The organism is Nocardiopsis sp. NPDC050513 (assembly GCF_044457925.1).
Lineage (GTDB): Bacteria > Actinomycetota > Actinomycetes > Streptosporangiales > Streptosporangiaceae > Nocardiopsis.
The window spans coordinates 25,104-48,238 of record NZ_JBITHK010000007.1; the positions used below are offsets into that span (position 1 = coordinate 25,104).

Genomic DNA, 23,135 nt, shown 5'->3' on the forward strand with positions numbered 1-23,135 from the left:
AACGCCCCAAGGGTCCCCGCCAGGGCCTGACCGGGCGTTTCGACGGGGGCGACCGAGGAACGTGACACTCTTCGCCGTCCTGGGCAAGGGCGCCACAGAACACCGTTAGGGCGGATATGCGATGACCGAGAGCAGGAACTACCGACTGGTACACGGCGGAGGGGACGAGGCGGAGATTCCGCACGTGCTCATCGTCGGCGGCGGTTACCTCGGGATGTACACCGCGAGGCGGCTGGAGAAGCGGCTCGGTCCCGGTGAGGCCCGCATCACCGTCATCGACCCGAACTCCTACATGACCTACCAGCCGTTCCTGCCCGAGACCGCCGCTGGCAACATCTCCCCGCGCCACGTGGTGGTGCCCCTGCGCAAGGTCTTCGACCGGGTCCGCGTCCTGGGCGGCCGTGTCGTGCGCATCGACCACGCCGAGCGCACCGTCCGCTACGAGCCCAACGTGGGCGAGCCCGAGACCCTCCACTACGACCACATCGTGCTGGCAGCGGGCGCCGTCTCGCGCACGCTGCCCATCCCGGGCCTGGCCGAGTGGGGCATCGGCATCAAGACCGTGGAGGAGGCCGCCTACCTCCGCAACCACGTCCTCAACCAGCTCGCCGTCGCCGACTCCACCGACGACGCGGACGTCCGCGCCAAGGCGCTCCGCTTCGTCTTCGTCGGCGGCGGGTTCGCCGGCGCCGAGGCCGTCGCCGAGCTGGAGGACCTGGTCCGCGACGCGGTCCGGATGTACAGCTCCATCGGACTGGAGGACGTCCGGTTCTACCTCATCGAGGCGGCCGACAAGATCCTGCCCGAGGTCGGCCCCGAGGTCGGCACCAAGGCGCTCAACCAGCTGCGCCAGCGCGGCATCGACGTCCGGCTCAAGACCTTCCTGGAGTCGGCGACCGACCAGCGCGTCAAGCTCAGCGACGGCACCGAGTTCGACGCGGGCACCCTGGTGTGGACGGCGGGTGTCAAGCCCAGCCCGGTCGTCGAGGCCAGCGACCTGCCGCTCGGCCCCAAGGGCCACGTCGACACCAGCGAGTTCCTCACCGTCAACGGTGTGGAGAACGCCTTCGCCGGTGGTGACAACGCCCAGGTGCCCGACGGCAACGGCGGCTACTACCCGCCCAACGCCCAGAACGCGGTCCGCCAGGCGCCGGTGCTCGCCGACAACGTCGTCGCCACCCTGCGCGGCGGCAAGCTCAAGGCCTACCGCCACAAGAACCTCGGCGCCGTCGCCGGGCTCGGCCTGCACAAGGGCGCCGCCCAGCTGTTCGGGAAGATCAGGCTCAACGGCCGCCTCGCCTGGTACGCGCACCGCGCCTACCACCTGTACGCCGTCCCGACCTTCAACCGCAAGATGCGGGTGCTGGCCGACTGGACGCTCGCCTTCCTGCTGCGCCGCGACTTCGCCGCGCTGCCGGAGATGATCGAGCCGCGGCACGCCTTCGAGGAGGCCAGCGCGCCGCAGATCGTCCAGGACGGTCACCTGCGCCGCGTCAGCTGACCCGCGGGTACGCGCACGGAACGGCCGGTTTCCCAGGGGAAGCCGGCCGTTTCGTGTCCCCATCCGGCCAAGCCGAGTCAAAGTGGGCAATCACCCCGGCCGGTATGATGGGCTCGCCCTCGTAGCCCAATGGAAGAGGCAGGCCCCCTAAAAGGGTCACAAGTGTCGGTTCGAGTCCGACCGGGGGTACTGCGCTTCCCGCGCGCTCGTCGCCTCGTGTCGGGGCCCGGCGCCGGGCCCGGCCGCGGCGGCGTCAGCGGGCTGGCCCGAGGTGCTCCATCAGCAGCTGGAGCTGCGTGAAGAGCCGCTCGCCCGGATCGCCCAGGTCGATGCCGCTCACCGCCGCGGCCCGCCGTACCCGGTACCGCAGCGTGTTCGGGTGGATGTGCAGCCGCTCCGCCGCCGCCCGCGCGTCCCCGAACGCCTCCAGGTAGGCCAGCAGCGAGTTCACCAGGTCGGCGCCGCCCGAGCGGTCGTACTCGATCAGGCGGCTCACCCGGGGATCGCGCAGCGACGGGTCCGCCCGCAGGTGGGCCAGGGTCTCGCTGATCAGCACCCGCGAACGGACGTCGGAGATGGTGGCCACCTCCCAGTCCAGGCCCCGGTCCAGGTCGCGGCCCATCGCGTCCAGCACCCGGTCCGCCTCGGCGCGGGAGTCGGGGACCTCGCCCAGCCGCTCCACCAGCGATCCCACGGCCGCCTGCACCTCCAGGTCCAGAGCCGCACGCGCCGCCGCCACGGTCTTGCGGGTCAGCGCGAGCACCGACTGCTCCACGCCGCGCCACCCCTCGCGGCCCCGCACGAGATCGGGCAGGAGCACGTACACCCGTCCCCCCAGCTCGGTCACCAGCGCGCTGCGCCGGTAGGCGGCCGTGTGCACCGACACCAGGTCGATGAGCTGGCGGCGGCGCAGTTCGCGTTCGGGCCGGTCGGGCGGTCCGGGCCGCTCCGAACGCTCCTCGCCGCCCGCCTCCGCGTCGGCGGCGGGCGCCGTCTGCTGGGTGAGGGAGAACGCCACGACCAGCGCCCCGCGGTCGGTGTGCACCTCCACCGTGTCGGCCAGCGCGCTCGCGTCGATCCGCCCCTCCAGCAGGCTCGACAGCAGGTCCTCCCGCAGGCGGAGCCCCGCGCTGGCCTGGGTCCGCTGCCGGATCATGTGCAGCGCGGTCGTGCGCGCCGCTCCCAGCAGCGCCTCCTCGGCGTGTTCGGCCAGCGGCTCCGACCCCTCCTGCACCCAGATCGAGCCCAGCGGCTGGCGCCCGGCGTGGATGCCGACCGCCAGACGTCGGCGGATGCCGAGGTCGGGGCGTTCGTCGATGCGCACGACCTCCTCGCCGGAACGCAGCTTGGTGAACACCCCCCACTCCCGCAACAGCGCCAGGTAGGGCTCCGGGCCCCGGCGGCCCAGGACGGACAGGCGGCGCAGCTCGTCCACCTCCGAGCCGGACGAGTAGGCCAGCACCCGGCTCGCCGAGTCCTCGATCGCCACCAGTCCGTTGGTCAGCCGCGCGATCGTCTGCGCCATGGAGAACAGGTCGCCCGAGGTCTCGCCCGGGTCCTCGGAGTGGGAGGGCCGGGCGTCGTCGACGATGTTCTGGCACACCGACTGCAGTTGGTCCCAGCGCACCTCGGGCCGCACGGCGAGCAGTGCGATCCCGGCGTCCTCGGCCTCCGCGCGCAGAGCGGCCAACTCGTCCTTGCCCCCGGGGCGGTAGGGCCTGGACCCGCGCGAGCCCGCGGGCGGCGGCAGCACCTCCTCGGGCGGGGCGTGGGTGCTCGTCTTGACCGCCACGGCCGTCGCGCCCCGCTCCGCGAGCGCCCGCACGAGTCTGCGGGCGGCCCCGCCGCGGGCGCCGATCAACAGGACGAGGTCCCCCGACCGGGCCTCGGTGCGGTCCTCAGGGTCGAGGATGACGACGTTGTCCACCTGGACATCCAACCCGGCGGGGGCCGCGGCGACGTCCATCACCGGATCGCCGACGACGAGGAGGAGCCTCCGCAGAGCGATCCCCGTCGCACCCGGTTCATCCTCACCAGGATGACCAGGCATGACGTCGCGCCACGCCACGGGCAGGCGAGGCTCGTCGTCTCCGGGGCGGAACGGGCCGGAAAGTGGGGCGTCTGTGCTCATATGCCCCCCATTTTGTCCTATTGGACAAATAAGCCTGGCAAAGAGTGGCCTGTCCCACAAGGTTCCCATACGTTGGTTCTGAGAGCGTTGAATCAGATCGACCCTGTGTGGAACAGGGACAGACTTTCCAGGGAGGTGCCCATGGACGCCGTGACCAACGTCCCGCTGCCGAAGAACGAGCCCGTTCTGTCGTACGCGCCCGGCAGCGCTGAGCGCGCCGAGCTCGTCGCCAGACTCGACGAACTCGGTCGGGAGAGCATCGACCTGCCGATGTACATCGCCGGTGAGCGCCGCATGGGTGGCGGCGAGCGCATCGACGCCGTGCAGCCGCACCGCCACGCCGCGGTCCTGGGCACCATGGGCAACGCCACCCACGACGACGCCCGCGACGCGATCGCCGCCGCCAAGGCCGCGGCCCCGGCCTGGCGCGCGATGTCCTTCGACGACCGCGCGGCCATCATCCTGCGCGCCGCCGAACTTCTCGCCGGCCCGTGGCGCGCCACGATCAACGCCGCGACCATGCTCGGCCAGTCCAAGACGGTGCAGCAGGCGGAGATCGACTCGGCCTGCGAGCTCATCGACTTCTGGCGCTTCAACGTCTCCTACGCGCGGCAGCTCATCGAGCAGCAGCCGCTGAGCGTCCCCGGCGTGTGGAACCGCATGGAGCAGCGGCCGCTGGAGGGCTTCGTCTACGCGATCACGCCCTTCAACTTCACCGCCATCGCGGGCAACCTGCCCACGGCCCCGGCCCTCATGGGCAACGTGGTCGTGTGGAAGCCGTCCCCGACGCAGCAGTTCGCCGCCGAGTTCACGATGCGCCTGCTGGAGGAGGCCGGTCTTCCCCCGGGCGTCATCAACATGGTGACCGGCGACGGCCTGGCCGTCTCCGACGTCGCCCTGAACGACCCGGACCTGGCCGGTGTGCACTTCACCGGTTCGACCCGCACCTTCCAGCACCTGTGGAAGACCGTCGGCGAGAACATCTCCAACTACCGGAGCTACCCGCGCATCGTCGGCGAGACCGGCGGCAAGGACTTCATCGTCGCGCACTCCTCCGCGGACCCCGAGGTCCTGCGCACCGCGATCGTCCGCGGCGCCTTCGAGTACCAGGGCCAGAAGTGCTCGGCCGCCTCGCGTGCCTTCGTCGCCCGCTCCGTGTGGGAGAAGGTCCGCGACGACCTCGTCGCCGAGACCGAGGCGATCAGGATGGGCGACGTCACCGACCTGTCGAACTTCGTCGGCGCCGTCATCGACCGCCGTGCCTTCGACAAGCTCGCCAAGGTCCTGGAGGACGCCAAGTCCGACCCGACCCTGTCGATCATCGCGGGCGGCACCGCCGACGACTCGGTCGGCTACTTCGTGCGCCCGACCGTCATCGAGGGTTCCGACCCCTCCCACGACGTGTTCCGCACCGAGTACTTCGGTCCGATCGTCGCCGTCCACGTCTACGAGGACGAGAAGTTCGACGAGATCCTCGAGATCGTCGACCAGGGCTCCGCCTACGCGCTGACCGGCGCCGTCCTGGCCAAGGACCGCGCCGCGATCGCCAAGGCCACCGAGGCGCTGCGCTTCACCGCGGGCAACTTCTACGTCAACGACCGGCCGACCGGTTCCATCGTGGGCCAGCAGCCCTTCGGCGGCGGCCGCGCCTCCGGCACCAACGACAAGGCCGGTTCGGCGCAGAACCTGTCGCGCTGGGCCAGCCCGCGTGCCATCAAGGAGACCTTCGTCGCTCCGACGACCTCCTCCTACCCGCACATGGACTAGTCGGGTCCGCCCGCACGGTCCGTCACCGCCCCGCGCCGCCGCCACCCCGGCGGCGCGGGGCGGGCCACCCCCCGAGGAGTTCACCGGTACGGCCGGTCGTCTCCGGCAGTCACCGCAGTCCGCGCCGGCCGATCGGCTCGCGCACGTCATCTTCGAGGTCTCCATGCTTCGCAAGTCCCTGCTGCTCGCCGCCAGGTCCAGGACCTGCCGCACGATCGTCGAGCGCACTCCCGTCACCCGGGGCCTGGTCTCCCGGTTCGTCGCCGGCTCCACTCTCGGCGAGGCCCTGCCCGCCGTCGCCGACCTGGCCGCCGACCGGTACGTCACGCTCGACTTCCTGGGCGAGGACACCACCGATCTGGCGCAGGCCGACGCCACGGTCACCGCCTACGAGGATCTGCTGGCGGCTCTGGGCGAGGCCGGTCTGGGCGGGCGCGCCGAGGTGTCGGTCAAGCTGTCGGCGGTCGGCCAGTTCCTCAACCAGGACGGCGAGAAGATCGCGCTGGACAACGCCCGGCGGATCGCCGAGGCCGCGGCGGCGATCGGCACCACGGTGACGCTGGACATGGAGGACCACACGACCACCGACTCCACGCTGGGCATCCTGCGCGAGCTGCGCGAGGACTTCCCGAGCGTCGGCGCCGTCCTGCAGGCCTACCTGCACCGCACCGAGGCCGACTGCCGCGACCTGAGCGGCGCCGGTTCGCGCGTGCGCCTGTGCAAGGGCGCCTACGACGAGCCCGCCTCCGTCGCCTACCGCGACAAGGCCGAGGTCGACAAGGCGTACGTGCGCGCTCTGCGCATCCTCATGGAGGGTGACGGCTACCCGATGGTCGCCTCGCACGACCCGCGCATGGTGGCGATCGCCGGGGAGCTGGCCAAGGCCAACGGCCGGTCGGCGGACGAGTACGAGTACCAGATGCTCTACGGCATCCGCGACGCCGAGCAGGTCCGCCTGGCGGCCGAGGGCAGGCGGATGCGCGTCTACGTCCCCTACGGCGACGAGTGGTACGGCTACTACATGCGCCGTCTCGCCGAGCGCCCGGCCAACGTGCTGTTCCTGGCGCGTTCGGTGATCACCCGGAACTGATCCGGCCGACGCCGCGGGTCACAGGCTCCGACTCCTCCTCGGCAGGGAGATCGGGACACCCTCGGAGCGAACTTGTGACCTGGCGCAGGAACCCGCCGGAGGCCCGATACGTTACCTTGTGGGCAGCAAACCACGCGTGAAAGGCCATGACGAGACATGAGGTTGCGGAGTTCCAACCCCGTCCTCAAGCGGGCGCTCAAGCAGTCCGGCACGGGCGGCTACGCCCAGCCCGGCTACGGTCAGGCGTACCCGCAGCAGGGATACCCCCAGCAGGGTTACGGCCAGCAGGGTTACGGCCAGCCGTACCCCCAGGCCGCCTACCCCCAGCAGGGCTACGGCCAGCCCGGATACCCGCAGCAGGGATACCCCGCGGGCCCGGTCCAGGGCGCCGACGCCCAGCCGATGACCATCGACGACGTCGTCGTGCGCACCGGGATGTCGCTCGGGATCGTCGCGGTCCTGGGCGTCGTCAACTACTTCCTCTTCAGCTTCAACCCGGGCCTCGCCCTGCTGCTGACCGTGGTCGGCGCCCTGGGCGGTCTCGTCCTGGGCCTGATCATCGGCTTCCGGCAGAGCACCAGCGCCGGCCTGATCCTGACGTACTCGGCCCTGGAGGGCCTGTTCGTCGGTGGTCTGTCCGCCCTGCTCGGCGCGCAGCTGGCGGTGACCACGGGTGACGCCGGGGCGAGTGCCTCCCTGGTCTCCCAGGCCGTGGTCGGCACCGTCGCCGTGTTCGGCGTGATGCTGGCGCTGTACAAGTTCCGGATCATCAAGGTGACCGACGGCTTCGTCAAGGCCGTCACCTTCGCGGTCCTGGGCGCCTTCGTGCTCCTGCTCATCAACTTCGTGCTGAGCTTCTTCATCGCCGGCGGCCTCGGCCTGCGCGAGCCCAGCCCGCTGGGCCTCGTGGTCGGCCTGGTGCTGGTGGTCGTCGCGGCTCTGACGCTCGCGATCGAGTTCCGCGGTATCGAGGAGGGTGTCCAGTCGGGCATCCCGGCCAAGTTCGCCTGGCAGTTCGCCTTCGGCCTGACCGTGTCGCTGGTCTGGCTCTACATCGAGATCCTGCGCCTGCTCTGGATCATCAAGTCGATCTTCGCCGAGTAGCGGCGACGGGATCGGACGTGGCGAGGGGCCGCCTCCCGGGTACTGCCCGGGGGTGGCCCCTTCGCCGTCGGACGCGGCTGCCGGAAGCGGGCCGCGTCGCTCGACGGGTCAGGATCCGTCGCGGCGAGGGGTGGGAATCGAACGGTTGCGGCGACGGCGCTCGTACTCCGTGACGATCGCCTGGGCGTACCAGTGGGGCAGGCTGTACTCGTCGGCGAGCCAGGTCGAGCGGGCCGAGCAGCGGAGCAGGCTCGGGCCCTTGTCGAGGGCGTCGAACCACTCGGGGAGCCCTCGGCCGGTGACAGCCGGGACGCGTTCGATGAGCTTGGCGTGGATCTCCGGCGAGTGGGTTACCGACATGGGCACCTCCGGCGCGTTGGCGTGTGACCTTACCTGCGACACTGCATCAGGATCACGTTCTGGACAAGCCCCGGTCACCAGCTTTTACCCTGCGCGAGGGAGATCGTTGGTCCGCGCGGCCGCCCTCGGGCGCCGCGCACGGCTCCGCCCGGACCCGTGCGGACGGGTCCGGGCGGGAGCGGCAGAGTCGTCCGCGAGGTCAGCTCAGGCGCTCGAAGACGGCCGCCATGCCCTGGCCGCCGCCGACGCACATGGTCTCCAGACCGAACGTCCCGTCGTGGAACCGCAGGCCGTTGAGGAGCGTGCCGGTGATCCGGGCGCCGGTCATGCCGAACGGGTGGCCGACCGCGATGGCGCCGCCGTTGACGTTGAGCTGGCTGTCGATGTCGATGCCGAGCTGGTCGGCCGAGGGCAGCACCTGCGCGGCGAAGGCCTCGTTGATCTCGGCCAGGTCGATGTCGCCGATGGCCATGTTGGCGCGGGCGAGCGCCTGCCTGGAGGCCTCGACCGGACCGAGGCCCATGATCTCGGGGCTCAGGCCGCTGACCCCCGTGGACACGATGCGCGCCAGCGGGGTGATGCCCAGCTGGGCGGCGCGGGTGTCGCTCATGATGACCAGCGCGGCGGCGCCGTCGTTGAGGGGGCAGGCGTTGCCGGCGGTGACCGTTCCGTCGGGCCGGAACACCGGCTTGAGTTCGCTGACCTTCTCGTAGGTGGTGCCGCGGCGGATGCCGTCGTCGGTGGTGACCACGGTGCCGTCCGGGAGGGTCACCGGGGTGATCTCGCGCTCCCAGAAGCCGTTGTCCAGGGACTTCTCGGCGAGGTTCTGCGAGCGGACCGCGAACTCGTCCTGCCGCTGGCGGGAGACGCCGGTGATCTGGGCGACGTTCTCGGCGGTCTGGCCCATCGCGATGTAGGCGTCGGGCAGGCGGCCGTCCTCGCGCGGGTCGGTCCACGTGTCGGCGCCGCCCTCGGCGCGCTTCTCCGTGCGGGCCTTGGCGTCGGCGAAGAGGGGGTTCTCGTTGTGCGGGTTGTCGCTGCTGCCGTGGGCGAAGCGGCTGACCGTCTCCACGCCGGCGGAGACGAACACGTCGCCCTCGCCCGCCTTGATCGCGTGGTAGGCCATGCGGGTGGTCTGGAGGGACGAGGAGCAGTACCGGGTCACGGTGGTGCCCGGGACGGTGTCGAGGCCGAGCTGGACGGCGACGATCCGGGCCAGGTTGAAGCCCTGCTCGCCGCCGGGAAGGCCGCAGCCGAGCATGAGGTCGTCGATGTCCTCGGGGTCGAGCTCGGGGACCTTGGCCAGGGCCGCGCCGACGATCTGGGCGGTCAGGTCGTCGGGGCGGATGTCCTTCAGGGAGCCCTTGAAGGCACGGCCGATCGGGGAGCGCGCGGTGGCGACGATGACTGCTTCGGGCATGTGCTTCGTCCCATTCGGTGTCGGGGTGCTGCGGTGCCGGTCTCTCGGGTGGCCGGGCGGCCTGGCCTGCCTCGACCCCCGTGGCCCGTCTTGTTACTGACCAGTTAACATGTCCGTCCCTCGCCGTCGCCACCCGGGGTCGGCCTTGGCGCGTCCTCCGTGCCGTCCGTCCCGTCGCGGGCGGTCCGCCCGGCCGTCTCGACGGACCGCTCCGCCCCGGTCGGGACGTCCGCCGGACCCGTCCGGGCGCCGCGCGGGCGGAAGGGCGCCCGGACGAGGGCGGCCCACCGGCCGCGCCGGCCCGTCGGCTCCACGGGGATCCGGGAGACCTCGGTGCCGGGGGTCTCGGCGGCGATCACCGCGGCGCGGTCCACCGGCAGGATGCCCTCGGACCGTTCGGGCTCGCCGAGCTCGGGGAGCAGCCCGAGCGCGGCGCACACCGAGGGAAGGACGGCGGAGGCCGCCTGGGCGTATCCGAGCGCCGACGGGTGGAACCGGTCGGGTCCGAACATGGAGGAGGGATCGGACCGGAAGTCGTCGGAGAGCAGGTCGCTCATGGAGACCGTGTACCCGCCGACCTCGGTGACGGCGATGGTCTGGGCGGCGGCGAGCTGTCTGGAGACCCGCCGGGCGACCGACCGCAGCGGCCAGCTGATCGGGCGGACCGTCCCGAGGTCCGGGCAGGTCGCCACGACCACCGCCGTGCCCTGGCCGACGAGGCGGCGGGTGAGGTCGCGCAGTTGGTCGACGGCGTCGCCCGGGCGGACCCTGCGGATCACGTCGTTGGCTCCGATGAAGACGACCGCCACGTCGTAGCGGGTGGCCTCCTGGAAGGCCTCTGCGCGTTCGGCCTGGTCGGCGAGGTCGGCGGAGGTGGCGCCGGGAGAGGCGGTGCAGCGCAGCCGCACCGGCCGGTCGGCCGCGCCCGCGATCCCCGCCGCCAGCAGCACCCCCGGGGTCTGCGCGGCCTCGGAGACCGCGAAACCGGCCGCCGTGGAGTCGCCCAGCATGAGCATGCGCAGGGGCGGTTCGGGGCCGTCGCCGTAGACCCCGTTGACCCGGGGCCGCTTCCACGGGGTGACGCCGACCGCGCGCCGGGCGAGCCGCGCCTGGAGGTAGAGGAGGGCGACGGCGCCCGCGCCCACCAGTGTCACGCCGCCGCCGCCGAACGCCGTGGCGGCGGCGATACGCCGTGCGCGCGCGGCTCGCAGCATCGGACCACCCCCGGGGCATCGTCTCCGTCCGCCCTGGGGCGGGCCGGTTGGAATCGAGGCTACATCCGGAGTACCGGCGGGTCACGTACCCCGGGCGGCACACGATGCGCGCCGGGCGGTCAGCCGGATCGCGCCCGCGCGTGACGTCGGGTGACCGACACCGCGGGAGCGCGGCGCGAACCGCGCGGGAACGGCCTAGAGTCGAGGTGTGGTGGGTCGGACCGGCCCGCCGCCCCGGTCGAGGCGGCCGGGGGCGAGGACCAGGCGGACCGACGGATCCGGCCGCCACGACTCCGAGGGAGCCCACAGTGCGGGTACACGACTCACTGATCGACCTGGTGGGGGACACCCCGCTGGTGCGTCTTCGGAAGGTCACCGAGGGGCTCGCGCCGACCGTCCTCGCCAAGGTCGAGTACTTCAACCCCGGCGGTTCGGTGAAGGACCGCATCGCGCTGCGCATGGTCGAGGCCGCGGAGAAGAGCGGCGAGCTCAGGCCGGGCGGCACCATCGTCGAGCCGACCTCCGGCAACACGGGCATCGGGCTGGCCATGGTCGCGCAGGAGAAGGGCTACCGCTGCGTCTTCGTCTGCCCGGACAAGGTGGGCCCGGACAAGCTGGCGGTGCTGCGTGCCTACGGCGCCGAGGTCGTGGTCTGCCCGACGACGGTGGCCCCCGACCACCCCGACTCCTACTACTCGGTCTCCGACCGCCTGGCCGAGGAGATCCCGGGCGCCTGGAAGCCGAACCAGTACGAGAACCAGAACAACCCGGAGTCGCACTACCACTCCACCGGTCCCGAGATCTGGGACCAGACCGAGGGGCGCGTGACGCACTTCGTCGCGGGCATCGGCACCGGCGGGACGATCAGCGGCACCGGCCGCTACCTCAAGGAGGTCTCGGGAGGGCGGGTCAAGGTCGTCGGCGCCGACCCCGAGGGCTCGGTGTACTCGGGCGGGTCGGGCCGCCCCTACCTGGTCGAGGGCGTGGGCGAGGACATCTGGCCCGGCACCTACGACACGGGGATCTGCGACGACATCGTGGCGGTGAGCGACAAGGACTCCTTCCTCATGACGCGTCGGCTGGCGCGCGAGGAGGCGCTGCTGGTCGGCGGGTCCTGCGGTCTGGCGGTCGAGGCGGCGCTGCGGGTGGCGCGGGACGCGGGGCCCGACGACGTCATCGTGGTCCTGCTGCCCGACGGCGGCCGCGGCTACCTCGGCAAGATCTTCAACGACGAGTGGATGGCCGACTACGGCTTCCTGTCGGCGGAGACCGAGGAGGCCACCGCGGGGCAGGTCCTGAACGGCAAGGGCGCCGCGATGCCGGACTTCGTGCACACCCACCCGCACGAGACCCTCGGCACCGCCGTGGCGATCATGCGCGAGTACGGGGTCTCCCAGCTGCCGGTGATGAAGGAGGAGCCGCCGGTCATGGCGGCCGAGGTGGTCGGCTCGATCGCCGAGCGCGACGTCCTGGACGCCCTCTTCGACGGCCGGGCCCAGCTGGACGACAGTGTGGAGACGCACATGGGCAAGCCGCTGGCCACGGTCGGCACGGGCACGCCGGTCAGCGACTGCGTGCGCCTGCTGCGGGGCTCGGGCGCGCTGGTCGTGCTGCGCGACGGCCGTCCCGTGGGGATCCTCACCCGACAGGACCTGCTGGCCCACCTGTCCGGCTGAGCCCGCCCGCCGACGTCCCGGGCGTTTCGCGGAGGTGACTGCCGCCCTCAGCGGACGCCTGCGGACCAGTGTCCGCCCTCGGGGCCCCGGACCGCGTTCCGTGCGGTTCGGGGCCCCGACGCGTGCATACCGGATGGAGCGGCGCATACTCGGACACTGCTACCCTTCGCGGCAACATTACTGGCAGGTAACACATGGGAGCTCGCGTGTCGCGGCTGTTGTCCTGGATCATCCGCTCCGTCTGGTCGTACGCGCGGAGCAGCGCCGAAATCCGCGCGGACTCCAAGGCGGCCAGGAGGTTCGCGCGCTTCGGCGCGGGCTCGGCGATCGCCTTCCCGACCGCCACGCTGTACGGGGAGCCGTGGATCGAGATCGGCGTGCACACCGTGCTGGGCGGCGACATGACCCTCGCGGCGGGCATGGGCCCCGACTACGACCTGGGACCGGGCACCGTCGTGCGGATCGGCTCGGGCTGCGCGATCGGCCGCGGGTCGCACATCGTCGCGCACCGCTCCGTGGACATCGGGGACCACGTCTACACCGGCCCCTACGTCTACATCACCGACCAGAACCACTCCTACGCCAACACCGAGATCCCCGTCGGCCTCCAGTGGCCCGTCGACGACCCCGTCAGCGTCGGCGACGGCACCTGGATCGGCGCGAACGCGGTGATCCTGCCCGGCGTCCACCTGGGCCGCAACTGCGTGGTCGCGGCGGGCACGGTGGTCCGGCCCGGCCGCTACCCCGACCACTGCGTCGTCGCCGGCGTTCCGGGGAGGATCGTGCGCACCCACGACCCCGAGCTGGGATGGGACCCGCCGATGCGCGGGAGCGGCACCCCGACCCGCGTGCCCACACCGGCGGCGGGACTCCCGCCCGAGGTGCCGACCGAGCCGCCGGCCCCGGGTTCGGCCACGCGGTTCCCGCCCGTCTAGGACCTGTGGAAACCGGGGCTTCAGTGGTGGTTGGCGACTATTGTGGCCCCATGACGTTCGACGGGTTTGAGACGCTGGCCATCCACGCGGGGCAGGAACCGGACGCCGGGACCGGGGCCGTGGCGGTGCCGATCTACCAGACCAGCACCTACGCCCAGGACGGCGTGGGCGGCCTGCGCCAGGGATACGAGTACTCGCGCACGGGCAACCCGACGCGCGCCGCCCTGGAGGAGTGCCTGGCCGCGCTGGAGTCCGGTGTGCGGGGGCTGGCCTTCGCCTCGGGCATGGCCGCCGAGGACACGCTGCTGCGCACGGTCCTCTCGCCCGGCGACCACATCATCATCCCCGGCGACGCCTACGGCGGCACCTTCCGGCTGATCTCCAAGGTCGTCGAGCGCTGGGGCGTCAGCTGGGACGCGGTCGACCAGACCGACCCCGAGGCGGTGCGCGCGGCGCTGCGCCCCACCACCAGGGTCGTGTGGACGGAGACGCCCACCAACCCGCTGCTCAACATCACCGACATCGAGACGGTCGCGCGGATCGCGCACGACGCGGGCGCGCTGTACGTCGTCGACAACACGTTCGCCTCGCCCTACCTCCAGCAGCCGCTCGCGCTGGGTGCGGACGTGGTCGTGCACTCCACGACCAAGTACCTCGGCGGGCACTCCGACGTGGTCGGCGGCGCCCTGGTGGTCGCCGACGCCGAACTGGGCGAGCGGCTGGCCTTCCACCAGAACACCATGGGTGCGGTGCCGGGGCCGTTCGACTCCTGGCTGACGCTGCGCGGGATCAAGACGCTGGGCGTGCGCATGGACCGGCACAGCGCCAACGCCGAGCGGGTCGTGGCCGAGCTGGAGCGCCACCCGGCGGTGCGCACGGTGTACTACCCCGGGCTGGACGGCCACCCGGGACACAAGATCGCGGAGCGGCAGATGCGCTCCTTCGGCGGGATGGTGTCCTTCACCCTGCGCGACGGGGAGAAGGCGGCGCTGCGGCTGTGCGAGCGCACCGAGGTCTTCACCCTGGGGGAGTCGCTGGGCGGGGTCGAGTCCCTCATCGAGCACCCCGGTCGGATGACGCACGCGTCCACCGCGGGTTCCGCGCTGGAGGTTCCGTCCGACCTGGTGCGGGTCTCCGTCGGCATCGAGTCCGCGGACGACCTGGTGGCGGACCTGCTGCGGGCGTTGGAGGACTGACCGGGCCTCAGACCGCGCTGGGGGTGCGGTCCCGCCGGTCGGGGGAGTGGGCGTCGTTGGCGAAGCGCAGGCCGACGACGAGGCTTCCGGTGCGGGACAGGGCGCTCCGGTCGTCGTCGTCTCGCAGGGACCGGTAGCTGCCACGGCGGTCCTGGCGTCGGATGCCGATGGAGACGGCGAGGAAGAACCCCGCGGCCAGGCCCAGGAGTACGACGCCGGCGAGCGTGATGACGAGGGGGATCATGGTGTTCTCCTCACGGATGTCGGTTCAGTTCCGCGGACTCCCCTCCTACGTCGTGGGGGGAGTCCCGCGTGTGCTCACGAGGTCTCTTCCGTGTTCTCGGCGGTCGGCGGCGGGCGACGACCGCGGATGATCTCCGTCGGCTCCGGGGGCCGGGGGCCGTGTACTTAGGGTGGCCTTCCTCTAGGATGGGTAGAGGCTCACCAGACGGACATGTTCTGTTGGTGTTGTGCTCATCTTGTTGGTACAAGCGAACCTGTTGGACTTCTACCCCTTCGAGAGCGGACTTATGCGGGCAGAAAGTAGATATCGACAGATCGCCCGGGTCTTGCGCCGCGAGATCCAGGACCGCGCCCTTCCTCCCGGAGGGCAACTCCCCTCCGAGAAGCAGTTGGAGGAGCGCTTCGAGGCCTCCCGCAACACCGTCCGGCTCGCCCTGGGCATGCTCCGCAACCAGGGACTCATCCTCAGCAGGCCCGGCCGCGGCCACTTCGTCCAGAACGTCGTCCCCGAGACCTTCTACGCCACCCGGCCCACCCAGAGCACAGGCCTCAACGAGTCCGCCCTGTCCGGACAGACCCTGGAGGAGCTCCAGCTCCTCAGCGCCACCCCCGACATCGCGAGCCGCCTCCGCGTCCCGGAGGGCGACATGACCGTCGTCCGGCGCATGTACCGGTTCTCCGGGGACGTGTCCGGCTCCATCAGCTCGGCCTACTACCCCATGGAGCTCGTCCAGGGCACCGCGCTCATGATGCCCGAGGACGTGGACAGCGCCCTGGAGGTCCTTCTGGAGCACGGCCACCGCCAGGTCGGCTGCGTCGACGAGGTGGAGACGCGCATGCCGTCGCCCCAGGAGGCGTCGCAGCTCGAACTCCCCCCGGGAGTGCCCGTGCTGAACGTGCACCGCACCGACTACTCCGAGGAGCGCCCGATCCGGGTGGTGCACACCGTCTACGCCGGGCACAGCATCCGGTACCAGTTCGAACACGGCAACCTCAAGGCCTACCACCGGGACTGAGCACACAGATGAGCACGTCAAAGAAGACCGTGGTCGCCGACCATCTGCGCGAGGCGCTGGCCAGGGGCGAGTACAAGCCCGGCGACCGCCTGCCCGGGGAGGAGGAACTCGCGGAGCGGTTCGACGTCTCCCGCGCCACGGCGCGCATGGGGATGCGCATCCTCCAGGAGGAGGGCCGCATCGCCATCCGCGCGGGCCGCGGGGCCTACGCCGCCGACCACCGGCCCATCATCCACCTGGCCACACCCGTCACCGGCGGCTCGGACTCCGAACGCTTCCAGGAGGGCTACCAGCCGCACCTGCGCGAGGCCGGTTACCACAACATCGACGAGAAGATCAAAGTCAGCCTGGACACCATGAGCCCGCGCGTGGCCAAGCGCCTGCGCCCGGAGACCGACCCCGCGGTCCCCCAGGGCGGACTCGTCGTCATCCGCTCCTGCGACCGGTTCGTCGAGGGCGGGCTCTGGCAGTCCCAGATCACCTACTTCCCGTTCACCATCGCCAACAACACGCCGCTGATGTCGCCCGAACGCCTCAACCAGGGGGTCAGCACCACCCTGAGCGGCCTGGGCCACCACGAGACCTGGAACTGGGACGTCGTCGGCGCGCGCATGCCCTCGCCCGACGAGGCCGAGGCCTTCGGGCTCGGTCCCGGCATCCCCCTGCTCGTCCAGGAACGCGTGGCCTACGCCGGGGACGTCGCGCTGCGGTTCACCGAGACGATCATGCCCGCCAACCGCCACCAGCTGCTCTACTCCGGCGGCGACGCCCCCGAGGCGCTGCTGGTCCTGGCCTCCGACGTCAACGTCTTCGAACTCTGACCGACGCCTCCCGGCCGGTCAGCCCCGCCGCCCCAGGTACCGGTCGAGCACGAGCGGACCCAGGGCCGCGGCGTCGGACCGCACGACCCGCACCGACCGCCGCCGCCCCACCTCGGCCGCGAAGGCCCGCAGCCGGGGGGCGTCGGCGAGCAGGAAGAACACCGCCTCCGCACCTTCGCGCAGCAGCCGGTCCAGCTCGGCGAGGGTGACCTCGGCGGTGCGCGGATCGGGCGGCCACGCGAACCGGGCGCGGCCGTCGTCGTCCACGTGCGCGGTGGGCTCGCCGTCGGTGACCACCAGCACCAGGGGCCGGAGTCCGCGGTGGCGCCGTGCGTTGCGTCTGGCCAGCCGTAGCGCGTGGTGCAGGTTGGTGCCGGGTGCGCGCCGCCACTCGTGCGCCGTCAGCCGACCGGGGGCCAGCTCGTGCGCGGTCTCACCGAAGCCGACGAGGTGGATCCGGTCCTCCGGGTGGTGGGCGCCGACCAGGGTGTGCAGGGCCAGCGCGGTCCGGGCGGCCGCCGTGTGCAGGTCGCGCTCGACCATCGAGTGCGACAGGTCGACCAGCAGCGACACCGCCCGCGCGCCGACCGGCTCGGTCTCGGCGACGCGGAGGTCGTCCGCCCGCAGCCGGATCTCCCGCTCCGCGGGGTCACGGCGGCGCAGCGTCGCCGCCCGCACGCTGGCCACGGGGTCGAGGGGGCGGTCGTCGTCCGCGTCGCGGGGCAGGGACGCTCCCGTGGGCTCCGTGCCCGGCGCGCCGCCGCCCGCGTGCCGGCCCGTTCCGCTCCGTGCGGCCCGCTCGATGTCGCGCAACGCGATCCGGCCGAGCCTTCGCAGTTCGCGCGGGGTGAGTCCGTGGCCGTTCCCGTCCACGGGCGCCAGAAGGCCGTCGGTTCGCGACCCGACCGGCGGTGGCGCCGCGCCGGAGCCCTCGCCCGCGTCGCCGTCCCCCTCCCGCCCGCGTCCGAGCGCGGTCGCCTCGACCCGCTCCTCCGCGCGGGGCGGATCGGGGTCGGCCAGCGGGTCCGGTCCGCCCGTGTACGCCCGGTAGCGGAACCCCATGCCCGTCTCCTCTCGCGCGCGCCCGCGTCGTCGCGGGTCAGAACCGGTAGACCCCGCCGTCGGGGACGGCGTCCTTGGACAGTCGCCGTTCCAGGTACAGCCCTTCCAGCGCGAACTCGACGACCGCGGCGGCCAGACCCTGGGTGGGCGGACCGTCCTCGGCCTCGGGCGCGGCGCTCTCGATGAGGGCGGCCAGGCCCGGTACGGCGCCCACCCGGCGCAGGAGTTCGGCGGCGGCCACGAGGTCGCCGGTCTCGACGCTGCCGCCCCCGGCGAAGCGGTCGGCGACGGGGGACAGGTCGGCCTCGCCGAGCCGGGCGCGGAAGGTCTCGGCGACCGCCCGCCGCAGGAGCACGTGCAGGATCTCGGCCTCGCGCCCCTCCGCCTCCAGCTCGAACTCGACCTTGCCCAGCAGCGGCTCGACGACGGCGGGCAGGTCGCTCACCCGGGCCACCGGGACGTCCTCACCGGTCAGGGCGGCGCGGCGCAGGGCCGAGGCGGCGACGGTCTCGGCGGCGGCCACGGAGAAGCGCACCGACACCCCGGAGCGGCCGTCGACCTTCCTGGACGCGCGGACCAGCCGCGTGAACCGCGCGACGGCCTCCAGCAGGTGCGCGGGCACGGTGGTGCCCTCGGGGAGCACCGCCTCCTGCCGCACCAGCGCGAGTTCGTCGTCGAGCGCCAGGGGGTAGTGGGTGCGCACCTGGGCGCCGAACCGGTCCTTGAGCGGTGTGACGATCCGTCCCCGGCTCGTGTAGTCCTCCGGGTTGGCGCTGGCGACCAGCAGCAGGTCCAGCGGCAGCCGCAGGGTGTACCCCCGGATCTGGAGGTCGCGCTCCTCCAACACGTTGAAGAGCGCCACCTGGGCGCGGGCGGGCAGGTCCGGCAGTTCGTTGACGCAGAAGACGCCCCGGTTGGCGCGCGGCACGAGGCCGTAGTGGATGGTCTCGGGGTCGCCCAGCGAGCGCCCCTCCGCCAGCCGTGCGGGGTCCACGTCGCCGATGAGCTCGCCCACACCGGTGTCGGGAGTGGCGAGCTTCTCCCCGTACCGGTCCTCCCGGTGCCGCCAGACGACCGGTAGGGCGTCGCCCTCGCGTTCGGCCCGTGCCCGGCACCCGGGGCACACGGGCGCGAACGGGTGGTCGTTGACAGGGCAGCCCGCGACGGCGGGCGACCACTCGTCGAGAAGTCCGGCCAGGGTGCGGATCAGCCGTGACTTGCCCTGGCCGCGCTCGCCCAGGAGCACGATGTCGTGCCCGGCGATCAGGGCCCGCTCCACCTGCGGGAGCACCGTGGCGTCGAATCCGTGCAGGCCGGGGAAGCGGGGGCGGCCGGCGCCCATCCGGCGCAGCAGGTTGTCCCGTACCTCGGCGGCCACGGAACGGTGGACGTGTCCGGACGCGCGCAGCGCGGCGCGCGTCGTCGGCAGGTCGCTCGGCGGTGGGGGAGGCGTGGCGGGACTCACGTCAAGGAGTCTAGGGAGTCTCGGCGGTCCCGGGGGCCGAAACCCCCCAGAGTGGGGCGGGGAGTGGAAGAATGGGAGTGAGGGTGCGGTCCGAGGTCCGGCCGGAGAGCCGGTGAAGGCGGGGTGGCGGCTGGTGGCACGGTTCGGCGATGCTCTGACGACGGGGGCCGACCTCGTGAACGCGGCCGAGCGGGCCGTGATGGGCGCTCTCGAGCAACTGGGCGGGGCCGCGCCGGGCGACGGCCGAGGAGGGGCGGGCGGCGCGGTCGACCTCGTGTGCTTCTTCGTCAGCGGGGCCGATCCGGACGAGGTCACGCTCGCCGGCAGGCGCGTGATGGAGCTGGTCCCCGGCGCCGTCGCGCTCGGGTGCAGCTCCACCGGCGTGATCGGCGGCGGTCGCGGTGTTGAGGGCCAGGGCGCGGTCAGCGTGTGGTGCGCGCGGCTGCCGGGCGTGGAGCTCACCCCGTTCCAGCTGGACACCGTTCTGGAGGAGGACCACCTCGCCGTGGTCGGTATGCGCGAACCCGGCCCGCTCGACCGGGTGGCGATCCTGCTGGCCAACCCCTACGAGTTCCCCACCCAGGCCTTCGTCCGCGAGTCCACCCCGGCGCTCGGCGGGCTGCCGCTCGTCGGCGGCATGGCCGACGGGCTGCGCGGGGAGGAGTCCGTCCGGCTGTTCTGTGACGGGGACGTGGTCGACAGCGGCGCCATCGGGGTGCTGGTCGGCGGCGAGGGCGTGCTCGGGACCGTGGTCAGCCAGGGCTGCCGCCCGATCGGTCCGAACATGACCGTCACCAAGGCTGAGGGGAACCTCCTCCTGGAACTCGCGGGGACCAACGCCTACGAGAAGCTCGAGGGCCTGTTGGACTCGCTGGGCGAGGAGGACCGCGAGCTGGCCGCCCAGGGGCTGCACGTGGGCATCGCCATCGACGAGTACGCGGAGAAGCACGAGCAGGGCGACTTCCTGATCCGGGCGCTCGCCGGCGTCGATCCCGACATGGGGGCGCTGGCGGTCGGGGACATGGTCGAGGTCGGCCAGACCGTGCGTTTCCAGGTGCGCGACGCGGGGACGGCGGACGAGGACCTGGCGCGCAGACTGGCCGACTTCGGCGCGGAGCACGAGGTCGGCGCCGGGTTGCTCTTCTCCTGCAACGGGCGCGGCGGGGCCCTGTTCCCCCAGGCCGACCACGACGTGCTCGCCGTCCGCCGCATCCTCGGCGTGGACGCGGTGGCGGGGTTCTTCGCCGCGGGGGAGATCGGTCCGGTCGGCGGCGTCAACCACGTCCACGGGTTCACCGCGTGCCTGCTCGCCTTCGCCGACTGAGGGTTGCCTAACGAATCGGACTTTTACCGGCGTATCACCAACACCCGACACAAGCTCCTTGAGTGCGCACGCACCAGGGCGCTTACTGAGAGTGACGAACTTGTCCTCTTTGGGTGAAGGAAGACGCCATGTCCGACCGACGGTGCCCAGCCACCGCGCAGACCCTGGCCGCTCTGAGCGCCGTCGCACTGCTGGTGCCGACGGCCCCGGCCCTCGCGCGGACGGGCTGGATCGCGCAGGACCTCGCCTCCGCCGACCGGGTCGGGCTGGTGCTCGACGACGGAGCGCTGCGCGTGGCCGCCGACGGGTCGGTGGACGGGACCAGCGCCCGCAGGGAGCACGACACGCCCGACACGGGGCTGGCCACCTTCCCCGAACAGGGGCTGGGGGCGCGCACCGACACGGTGGACGTGTCGGTGCGCGCCGAGGGGGACCGGCGCGACGTGTTGGCCGAGGCGCGCGGCGTGCGCGACGACGGCATGTGGACCGAGTGGCACCCGGCGCCGCGGCACGGCCGGGTCACCCTGCCCGAGAGCGTCTCCCGCGTGCAGCTGAGGGTGGAGGTGGACGGGGACGACGCGGCGCTGACCGGGCTGGGCGTACGTCCGGGCGACCCGTCGCCGGACGGCGGACCCGACGGGGACGGCGCCGCGGGGGAGGACGGCGCCGACGGGGAGGACGGCGCCGCGGGGGCGGACGGTACGGAGGGGACGGACGGTTCCGACTACCCCGAGGACCGGACCGGCGGGGAGGAGGGGCAGGAGGGGACCGCCGACGAGCGGACCGAACCGTTCTCCGCCCGGCTCTTCGCCACCCGCATCGGGCTGGTCGGCGGGCGGACCGCCAACGGACACACCATCCGCACCGCCGACCACTTCGTGGCGCTTCCGTCGCGCCGCGCACTGGCTCCCCGCGGCGGGGGCGACTACACGGTGCGGGTGTGCACCACGGGGGTGCTGGGACCGAAGGCCCAGGGCTCGCCCGCGGACCACGAAGCCCGCTGCGCCTACCTCCCGGTCTGGGACGTGGGCCCGTGGAACATCACCGACGACCACTGGAACGAGTCCCGCCAGAGCTGGCCCGACCTGGACCACGGCCGCCCCCAGGCGCAGGCCGCCTACTCCGACGGCCACAACGGCGGTCGCGACGGGTTCGGCCGCAGGGTGCGCAACCCGGCCGGGATCGACCTGGCCGACGGCGCGTTCCGCGAGGGGCTCCAGATGCCGGACAACGGGTGGGTGGAGGTCGACTACCTCTGGACCGCGGACTACGGCGCCAAGGCCAGGATCACGACCGCGACGCGGCGCGACCCGGTGGTCGTGCGGGGCGGGCCCGGGCTGGAGCACTCCCCGGTGGGTCTGGCCGCGCACACGGCGGTCGTGGACGTGGCCTGCCAGGCGGTCGGGGATGTGGCCAGGGGGCCGTTCGGGACGGATGACGCCTGGTACCGGATCGGAGAGGGCAACTACGTCCCGGCCGTGTTCGCCGACGGCGGCGCCGACGCGCCCGCGTGCGAACCGCTTCCGTGAGGGTCTCTCCCGGCGGTGCGGGTCAGTCGCGGATGACCACGGTTCCGCAGGCCCGGTCGTGGAGGGCGCGGCGGTGCTCCCCGAGGGAGGCCATGGACTCGCCCAGGGAGAACAGGTGGCCCAGGACCGGCAGTGACTGCGGAAGTCCGAACAGCGCGGCCCGGCCCATGGCCTGGCCCTGGCTGAGCCGGCCGCCGTCGGCGGCGTCGACCACCCTGATCCCGACCACGGCCTTGCCCAGGGTGCGTCCCCACGCCACCAGGTACAGCCAGTCGTAGAAGAACAGCAGCACGCCCCAGCCGAAGAAGAGCATCAGTGCCCAGACCTCGGCCTGGGCGTCGTTGTCGCCGGAACCCCCGGTCAGCACCTCCAGCAGGATGACCGCGACGACGAAGAACGCGGTCGCGGCGATCACGGCGAGGACGTAGTCGATGGACCGTGCGGCCAGGCGGCGGCCGAAACCGGCCGGTTCCGGCCCTCCGCGCGCCGCGTGGGCGGACGGGACCGCGGGGGCGGCGTACCTGGGGTCCTGCGGATACCAGTGGGGGGTGGACATGCGGTTCCTCGGTGGGTGGTTCTCGTCGGGGCGCGGCCGCCCTGACGGAATTCGAGAGTACCGCCGCGATGGCCGCGCCTGGTGCGGCCGACGAGGGCCCGATCGGGCGGAGGCGGGGGGCGGATCGCCGCCCCCCGCCCGAACTCCGCGGCGTCAGGCGCCGTTGTAGGGCACCGCGTCGATGATCTCCACGCCCAGCGAGCGGCCGTTGGGGAGCGGGTAGCTCACGCTCTCGCCCACGCGCTTGCCGTTGATGGCCGAGCCGAGCGGCGACTTCGGGGAGTACACGTCGATGGGGGCGCCGCTCTCCTCACGGGAGGCGAGGAGGAAGGTGACCTCCTCGTCGTCACCGTCGAACCTGACGGTGACCGTCATGCCGGGGCCCACCACGCCCTCGGTCCGGGGCGCCTCGCCGACCCGCGCGGTGCGCAGGATCTCGGTGAGCTGGAGGATGCGGGCCTCCATCTTGCCCTGCTCCTCCTTGGCGGCGTGGTAGCCGCCGTTCTCCCTCAGGTCGCCCTCTTCCCGGGCCGCCTCGATCTTCTCCGCGATCTCGACGCGCCCGCGCCCCGTCAGGTGGTCCAGCTCTCCCTTGAGCCGGTCGTACGCCTCCTGGGTGAGCCAGGTGACGTTGTCGTCGCGGGTCTGGGTCACGGGAACTCCTTGGTGTACTCGTAGCTCTGGCCACCAGGCGGCCAGAGCTGAACTCACGAGATTATCACCGT

20 protein-coding genes and 1 tRNA gene are annotated in these 23,135 nt (G+C 72.5%); 12 read left to right on the forward strand and 9 right to left on the reverse strand.

Annotation, left to right across the window (positions count from 1 at the left end):
• The first annotated feature begins 121 nt into the window (after positions 1–121).
• Together ACIBFB_RS14265 and ACIBFB_RS14270 are read left to right on the forward strand one after the other, a co-directional pair.
• Entirely contained in the window at positions 122–1,501 is a 1,380-nt protein-coding gene (locus tag ACIBFB_RS14265; RefSeq protein WP_397230019.1) for an NAD(P)/FAD-dependent oxidoreductase, read from the forward strand.
• Positions 1,502–1,616: 115 nt separating this feature from the next.
• Positions 1,617–1,690: transfer RNA gene (locus ACIBFB_RS14270), tRNA-Leu, on the forward strand.
• 64 nt (positions 1,691–1,754) lie between these two features.
• Here the strand turns inward: ACIBFB_RS14270 and ACIBFB_RS14275 are convergent.
• The gene (locus ACIBFB_RS14275) at positions 1,755–3,551 is read right to left on the reverse strand and encodes a helix-turn-helix domain-containing protein (protein ID WP_397230021.1); all 1,797 of its coding nucleotides are present in this window, start codon (positions 3,549–3,551) and stop codon (positions 1,755–1,757) included.
• A gap of 222 nt (positions 3,552–3,773) precedes the next feature.
• Between ACIBFB_RS14275 and pruA the strand changes: the two genes are divergently transcribed.
• From pruA to ACIBFB_RS14290, 3 genes are all read left to right on the forward strand, one after another.
• A complete protein-coding gene (gene pruA / locus ACIBFB_RS14280) occupies positions 3,774–5,399 on the forward strand; it encodes an L-glutamate gamma-semialdehyde dehydrogenase (RefSeq protein ID WP_397230023.1) in 1,626 nt (541 codons plus the stop codon).
• Between the two features lie 163 nt (positions 5,400–5,562).
• A complete protein-coding gene (locus tag ACIBFB_RS14285) occupies positions 5,563–6,489 on the forward strand; it encodes a proline dehydrogenase family protein (RefSeq protein WP_397230025.1) in 927 nt (308 codons plus the stop codon).
• A 156-nt stretch (positions 6,490–6,645) separates the two neighbouring features.
• A complete protein-coding gene (locus tag ACIBFB_RS14290; RefSeq protein ID WP_397230027.1) occupies positions 6,646–7,593 on the forward strand; it encodes a Bax inhibitor-1/YccA family protein in 948 nt (315 codons plus the stop codon).
• A 108-nt stretch (positions 7,594–7,701) separates the two neighbouring features.
• On the opposite strand, the gene ACIBFB_RS14295 is transcribed toward ACIBFB_RS14290, so the two are convergent.
• The 3 genes from ACIBFB_RS14295 to ACIBFB_RS14305 all read right to left on the reverse strand — a co-directional run bounded on the left by ACIBFB_RS14295 (position 7,702) and on the right by ACIBFB_RS14305 (position 10,587).
• Entirely contained in the window at positions 7,702–7,953 is a 252-nt protein-coding gene (locus tag ACIBFB_RS14295) for a DUF4287 domain-containing protein (protein ID WP_397230030.1), read from the reverse strand.
• A 199-nt stretch (positions 7,954–8,152) separates the two neighbouring features.
• Entirely contained in the window at positions 8,153–9,373 is a 1,221-nt protein-coding gene (locus tag ACIBFB_RS14300) for an acetyl-CoA C-acetyltransferase (RefSeq protein WP_397230032.1), read from the reverse strand.
• A gap of 104 nt (positions 9,374–9,477) precedes the next feature.
• The gene (locus ACIBFB_RS14305; RefSeq protein ID WP_397230034.1) at positions 9,478–10,587 is read right to left on the reverse strand and encodes an SGNH/GDSL hydrolase family protein; all 1,110 of its coding nucleotides are present in this window, start codon (positions 10,585–10,587) and stop codon (positions 9,478–9,480) included.
• Between the two features lie 308 nt (positions 10,588–10,895).
• On the opposite strand from ACIBFB_RS14305, the gene ACIBFB_RS14310 reads away from it, so the two are divergent.
• The 3 genes from ACIBFB_RS14310 to ACIBFB_RS14320 all read left to right on the forward strand — a co-directional run bounded on the left by ACIBFB_RS14310 (position 10,896) and on the right by ACIBFB_RS14320 (position 14,394).
• Complete coding sequence (locus tag ACIBFB_RS14310) at positions 10,896–12,263, forward strand: cystathionine beta-synthase (RefSeq protein ID WP_397230036.1); 1,368 nt, start codon at positions 10,896–10,898, stop codon at positions 12,261–12,263.
• Positions 12,264–12,457: 194 nt separating this feature from the next.
• Complete coding sequence (locus ACIBFB_RS14315) at positions 12,458–13,198, forward strand: acyltransferase (protein WP_397230038.1); 741 nt, start codon at positions 12,458–12,460, stop codon at positions 13,196–13,198.
• A gap of 50 nt (positions 13,199–13,248) precedes the next feature.
• Positions 13,249–14,394, forward strand: a complete 1,146-nt coding sequence (locus ACIBFB_RS14320) for a cystathionine gamma-synthase (RefSeq protein ID WP_397230040.1) — start codon at positions 13,249–13,251, stop codon at positions 14,392–14,394.
• A gap of 7 nt (positions 14,395–14,401) precedes the next feature.
• Here the strand turns inward: ACIBFB_RS14320 and ACIBFB_RS14325 are convergent, their stop codons facing one another.
• On the reverse strand, positions 14,402–14,638 hold the full coding sequence (locus ACIBFB_RS14325) for a hypothetical protein (RefSeq protein ID WP_397230042.1): 237 nt from the start codon (positions 14,636–14,638) through the stop codon (positions 14,402–14,404).
• 286 nt (positions 14,639–14,924) lie between these two features.
• On the opposite strand from ACIBFB_RS14325, the gene ACIBFB_RS14330 reads away from it, so the two are divergent.
• Both ACIBFB_RS14330 and ACIBFB_RS14335 read left to right on the forward strand, forming a co-directional pair.
• Positions 14,925–15,653: a GntR family transcriptional regulator gene (locus tag ACIBFB_RS14330; protein WP_397230586.1), complete on the forward strand. Its 729-nt coding sequence runs from the start codon at positions 14,925–14,927 to the stop codon at positions 15,651–15,653.
• An 8-nt stretch (positions 15,654–15,661) separates the two neighbouring features.
• Positions 15,662–16,474: a GntR family transcriptional regulator gene (locus ACIBFB_RS14335; protein WP_397230044.1), complete on the forward strand. Its 813-nt coding sequence runs from the start codon at positions 15,662–15,664 to the stop codon at positions 16,472–16,474.
• Between the two features lie 18 nt (positions 16,475–16,492).
• On the opposite strand, the gene ACIBFB_RS14340 is transcribed toward ACIBFB_RS14335, so the two are convergent.
• Both ACIBFB_RS14340 and ACIBFB_RS14345 read right to left on the reverse strand, forming a co-directional pair.
• Positions 16,493–17,536, reverse strand: coding sequence for a VWA domain-containing protein (locus ACIBFB_RS14340; protein ID WP_397230046.1), 1,044 nt, complete (start codon positions 17,534–17,536; stop codon positions 16,493–16,495).
• A 37-nt stretch (positions 17,537–17,573) separates the two neighbouring features.
• Complete coding sequence (locus tag ACIBFB_RS14345) at positions 17,574–19,001, reverse strand: sigma 54-interacting transcriptional regulator (RefSeq protein ID WP_397230048.1); 1,428 nt, start codon at positions 18,999–19,001, stop codon at positions 17,574–17,576.
• 133 nt (positions 19,002–19,134) lie between these two features.
• Here ACIBFB_RS14345 and ACIBFB_RS14350 point away from each other — a divergent pair, with 133 nt between their 5' ends.
• Both ACIBFB_RS14350 and ACIBFB_RS14355 read left to right on the forward strand, forming a co-directional pair.
• The gene (locus ACIBFB_RS14350) at positions 19,135–20,325 is read left to right on the forward strand and encodes an FIST N-terminal domain-containing protein (RefSeq protein ID WP_397230050.1); all 1,191 of its coding nucleotides are present in this window, start codon (positions 19,135–19,137) and stop codon (positions 20,323–20,325) included.
• Positions 20,326–20,453: 128 nt separating this feature from the next.
• Complete coding sequence (locus tag ACIBFB_RS14355) at positions 20,454–21,854, forward strand: hypothetical protein (RefSeq protein ID WP_397230052.1); 1,401 nt, start codon at positions 20,454–20,456, stop codon at positions 21,852–21,854.
• A gap of 22 nt (positions 21,855–21,876) precedes the next feature.
• On the opposite strand, the gene ACIBFB_RS14360 is transcribed toward ACIBFB_RS14355, so the two are convergent.
• The gene (locus tag ACIBFB_RS14360; protein WP_397230054.1) at positions 21,877–22,410 is read right to left on the reverse strand and encodes an RDD family protein; all 534 of its coding nucleotides are present in this window, start codon (positions 22,408–22,410) and stop codon (positions 21,877–21,879) included.
• Between the two features lie 153 nt (positions 22,411–22,563).
• A complete protein-coding gene (greA, locus tag ACIBFB_RS14365; protein ID WP_397230056.1) occupies positions 22,564–23,064 on the reverse strand; it encodes a transcription elongation factor GreA in 501 nt (166 codons plus the stop codon).
• Positions 23,065–23,135: the final 71 nt, after the last annotated feature.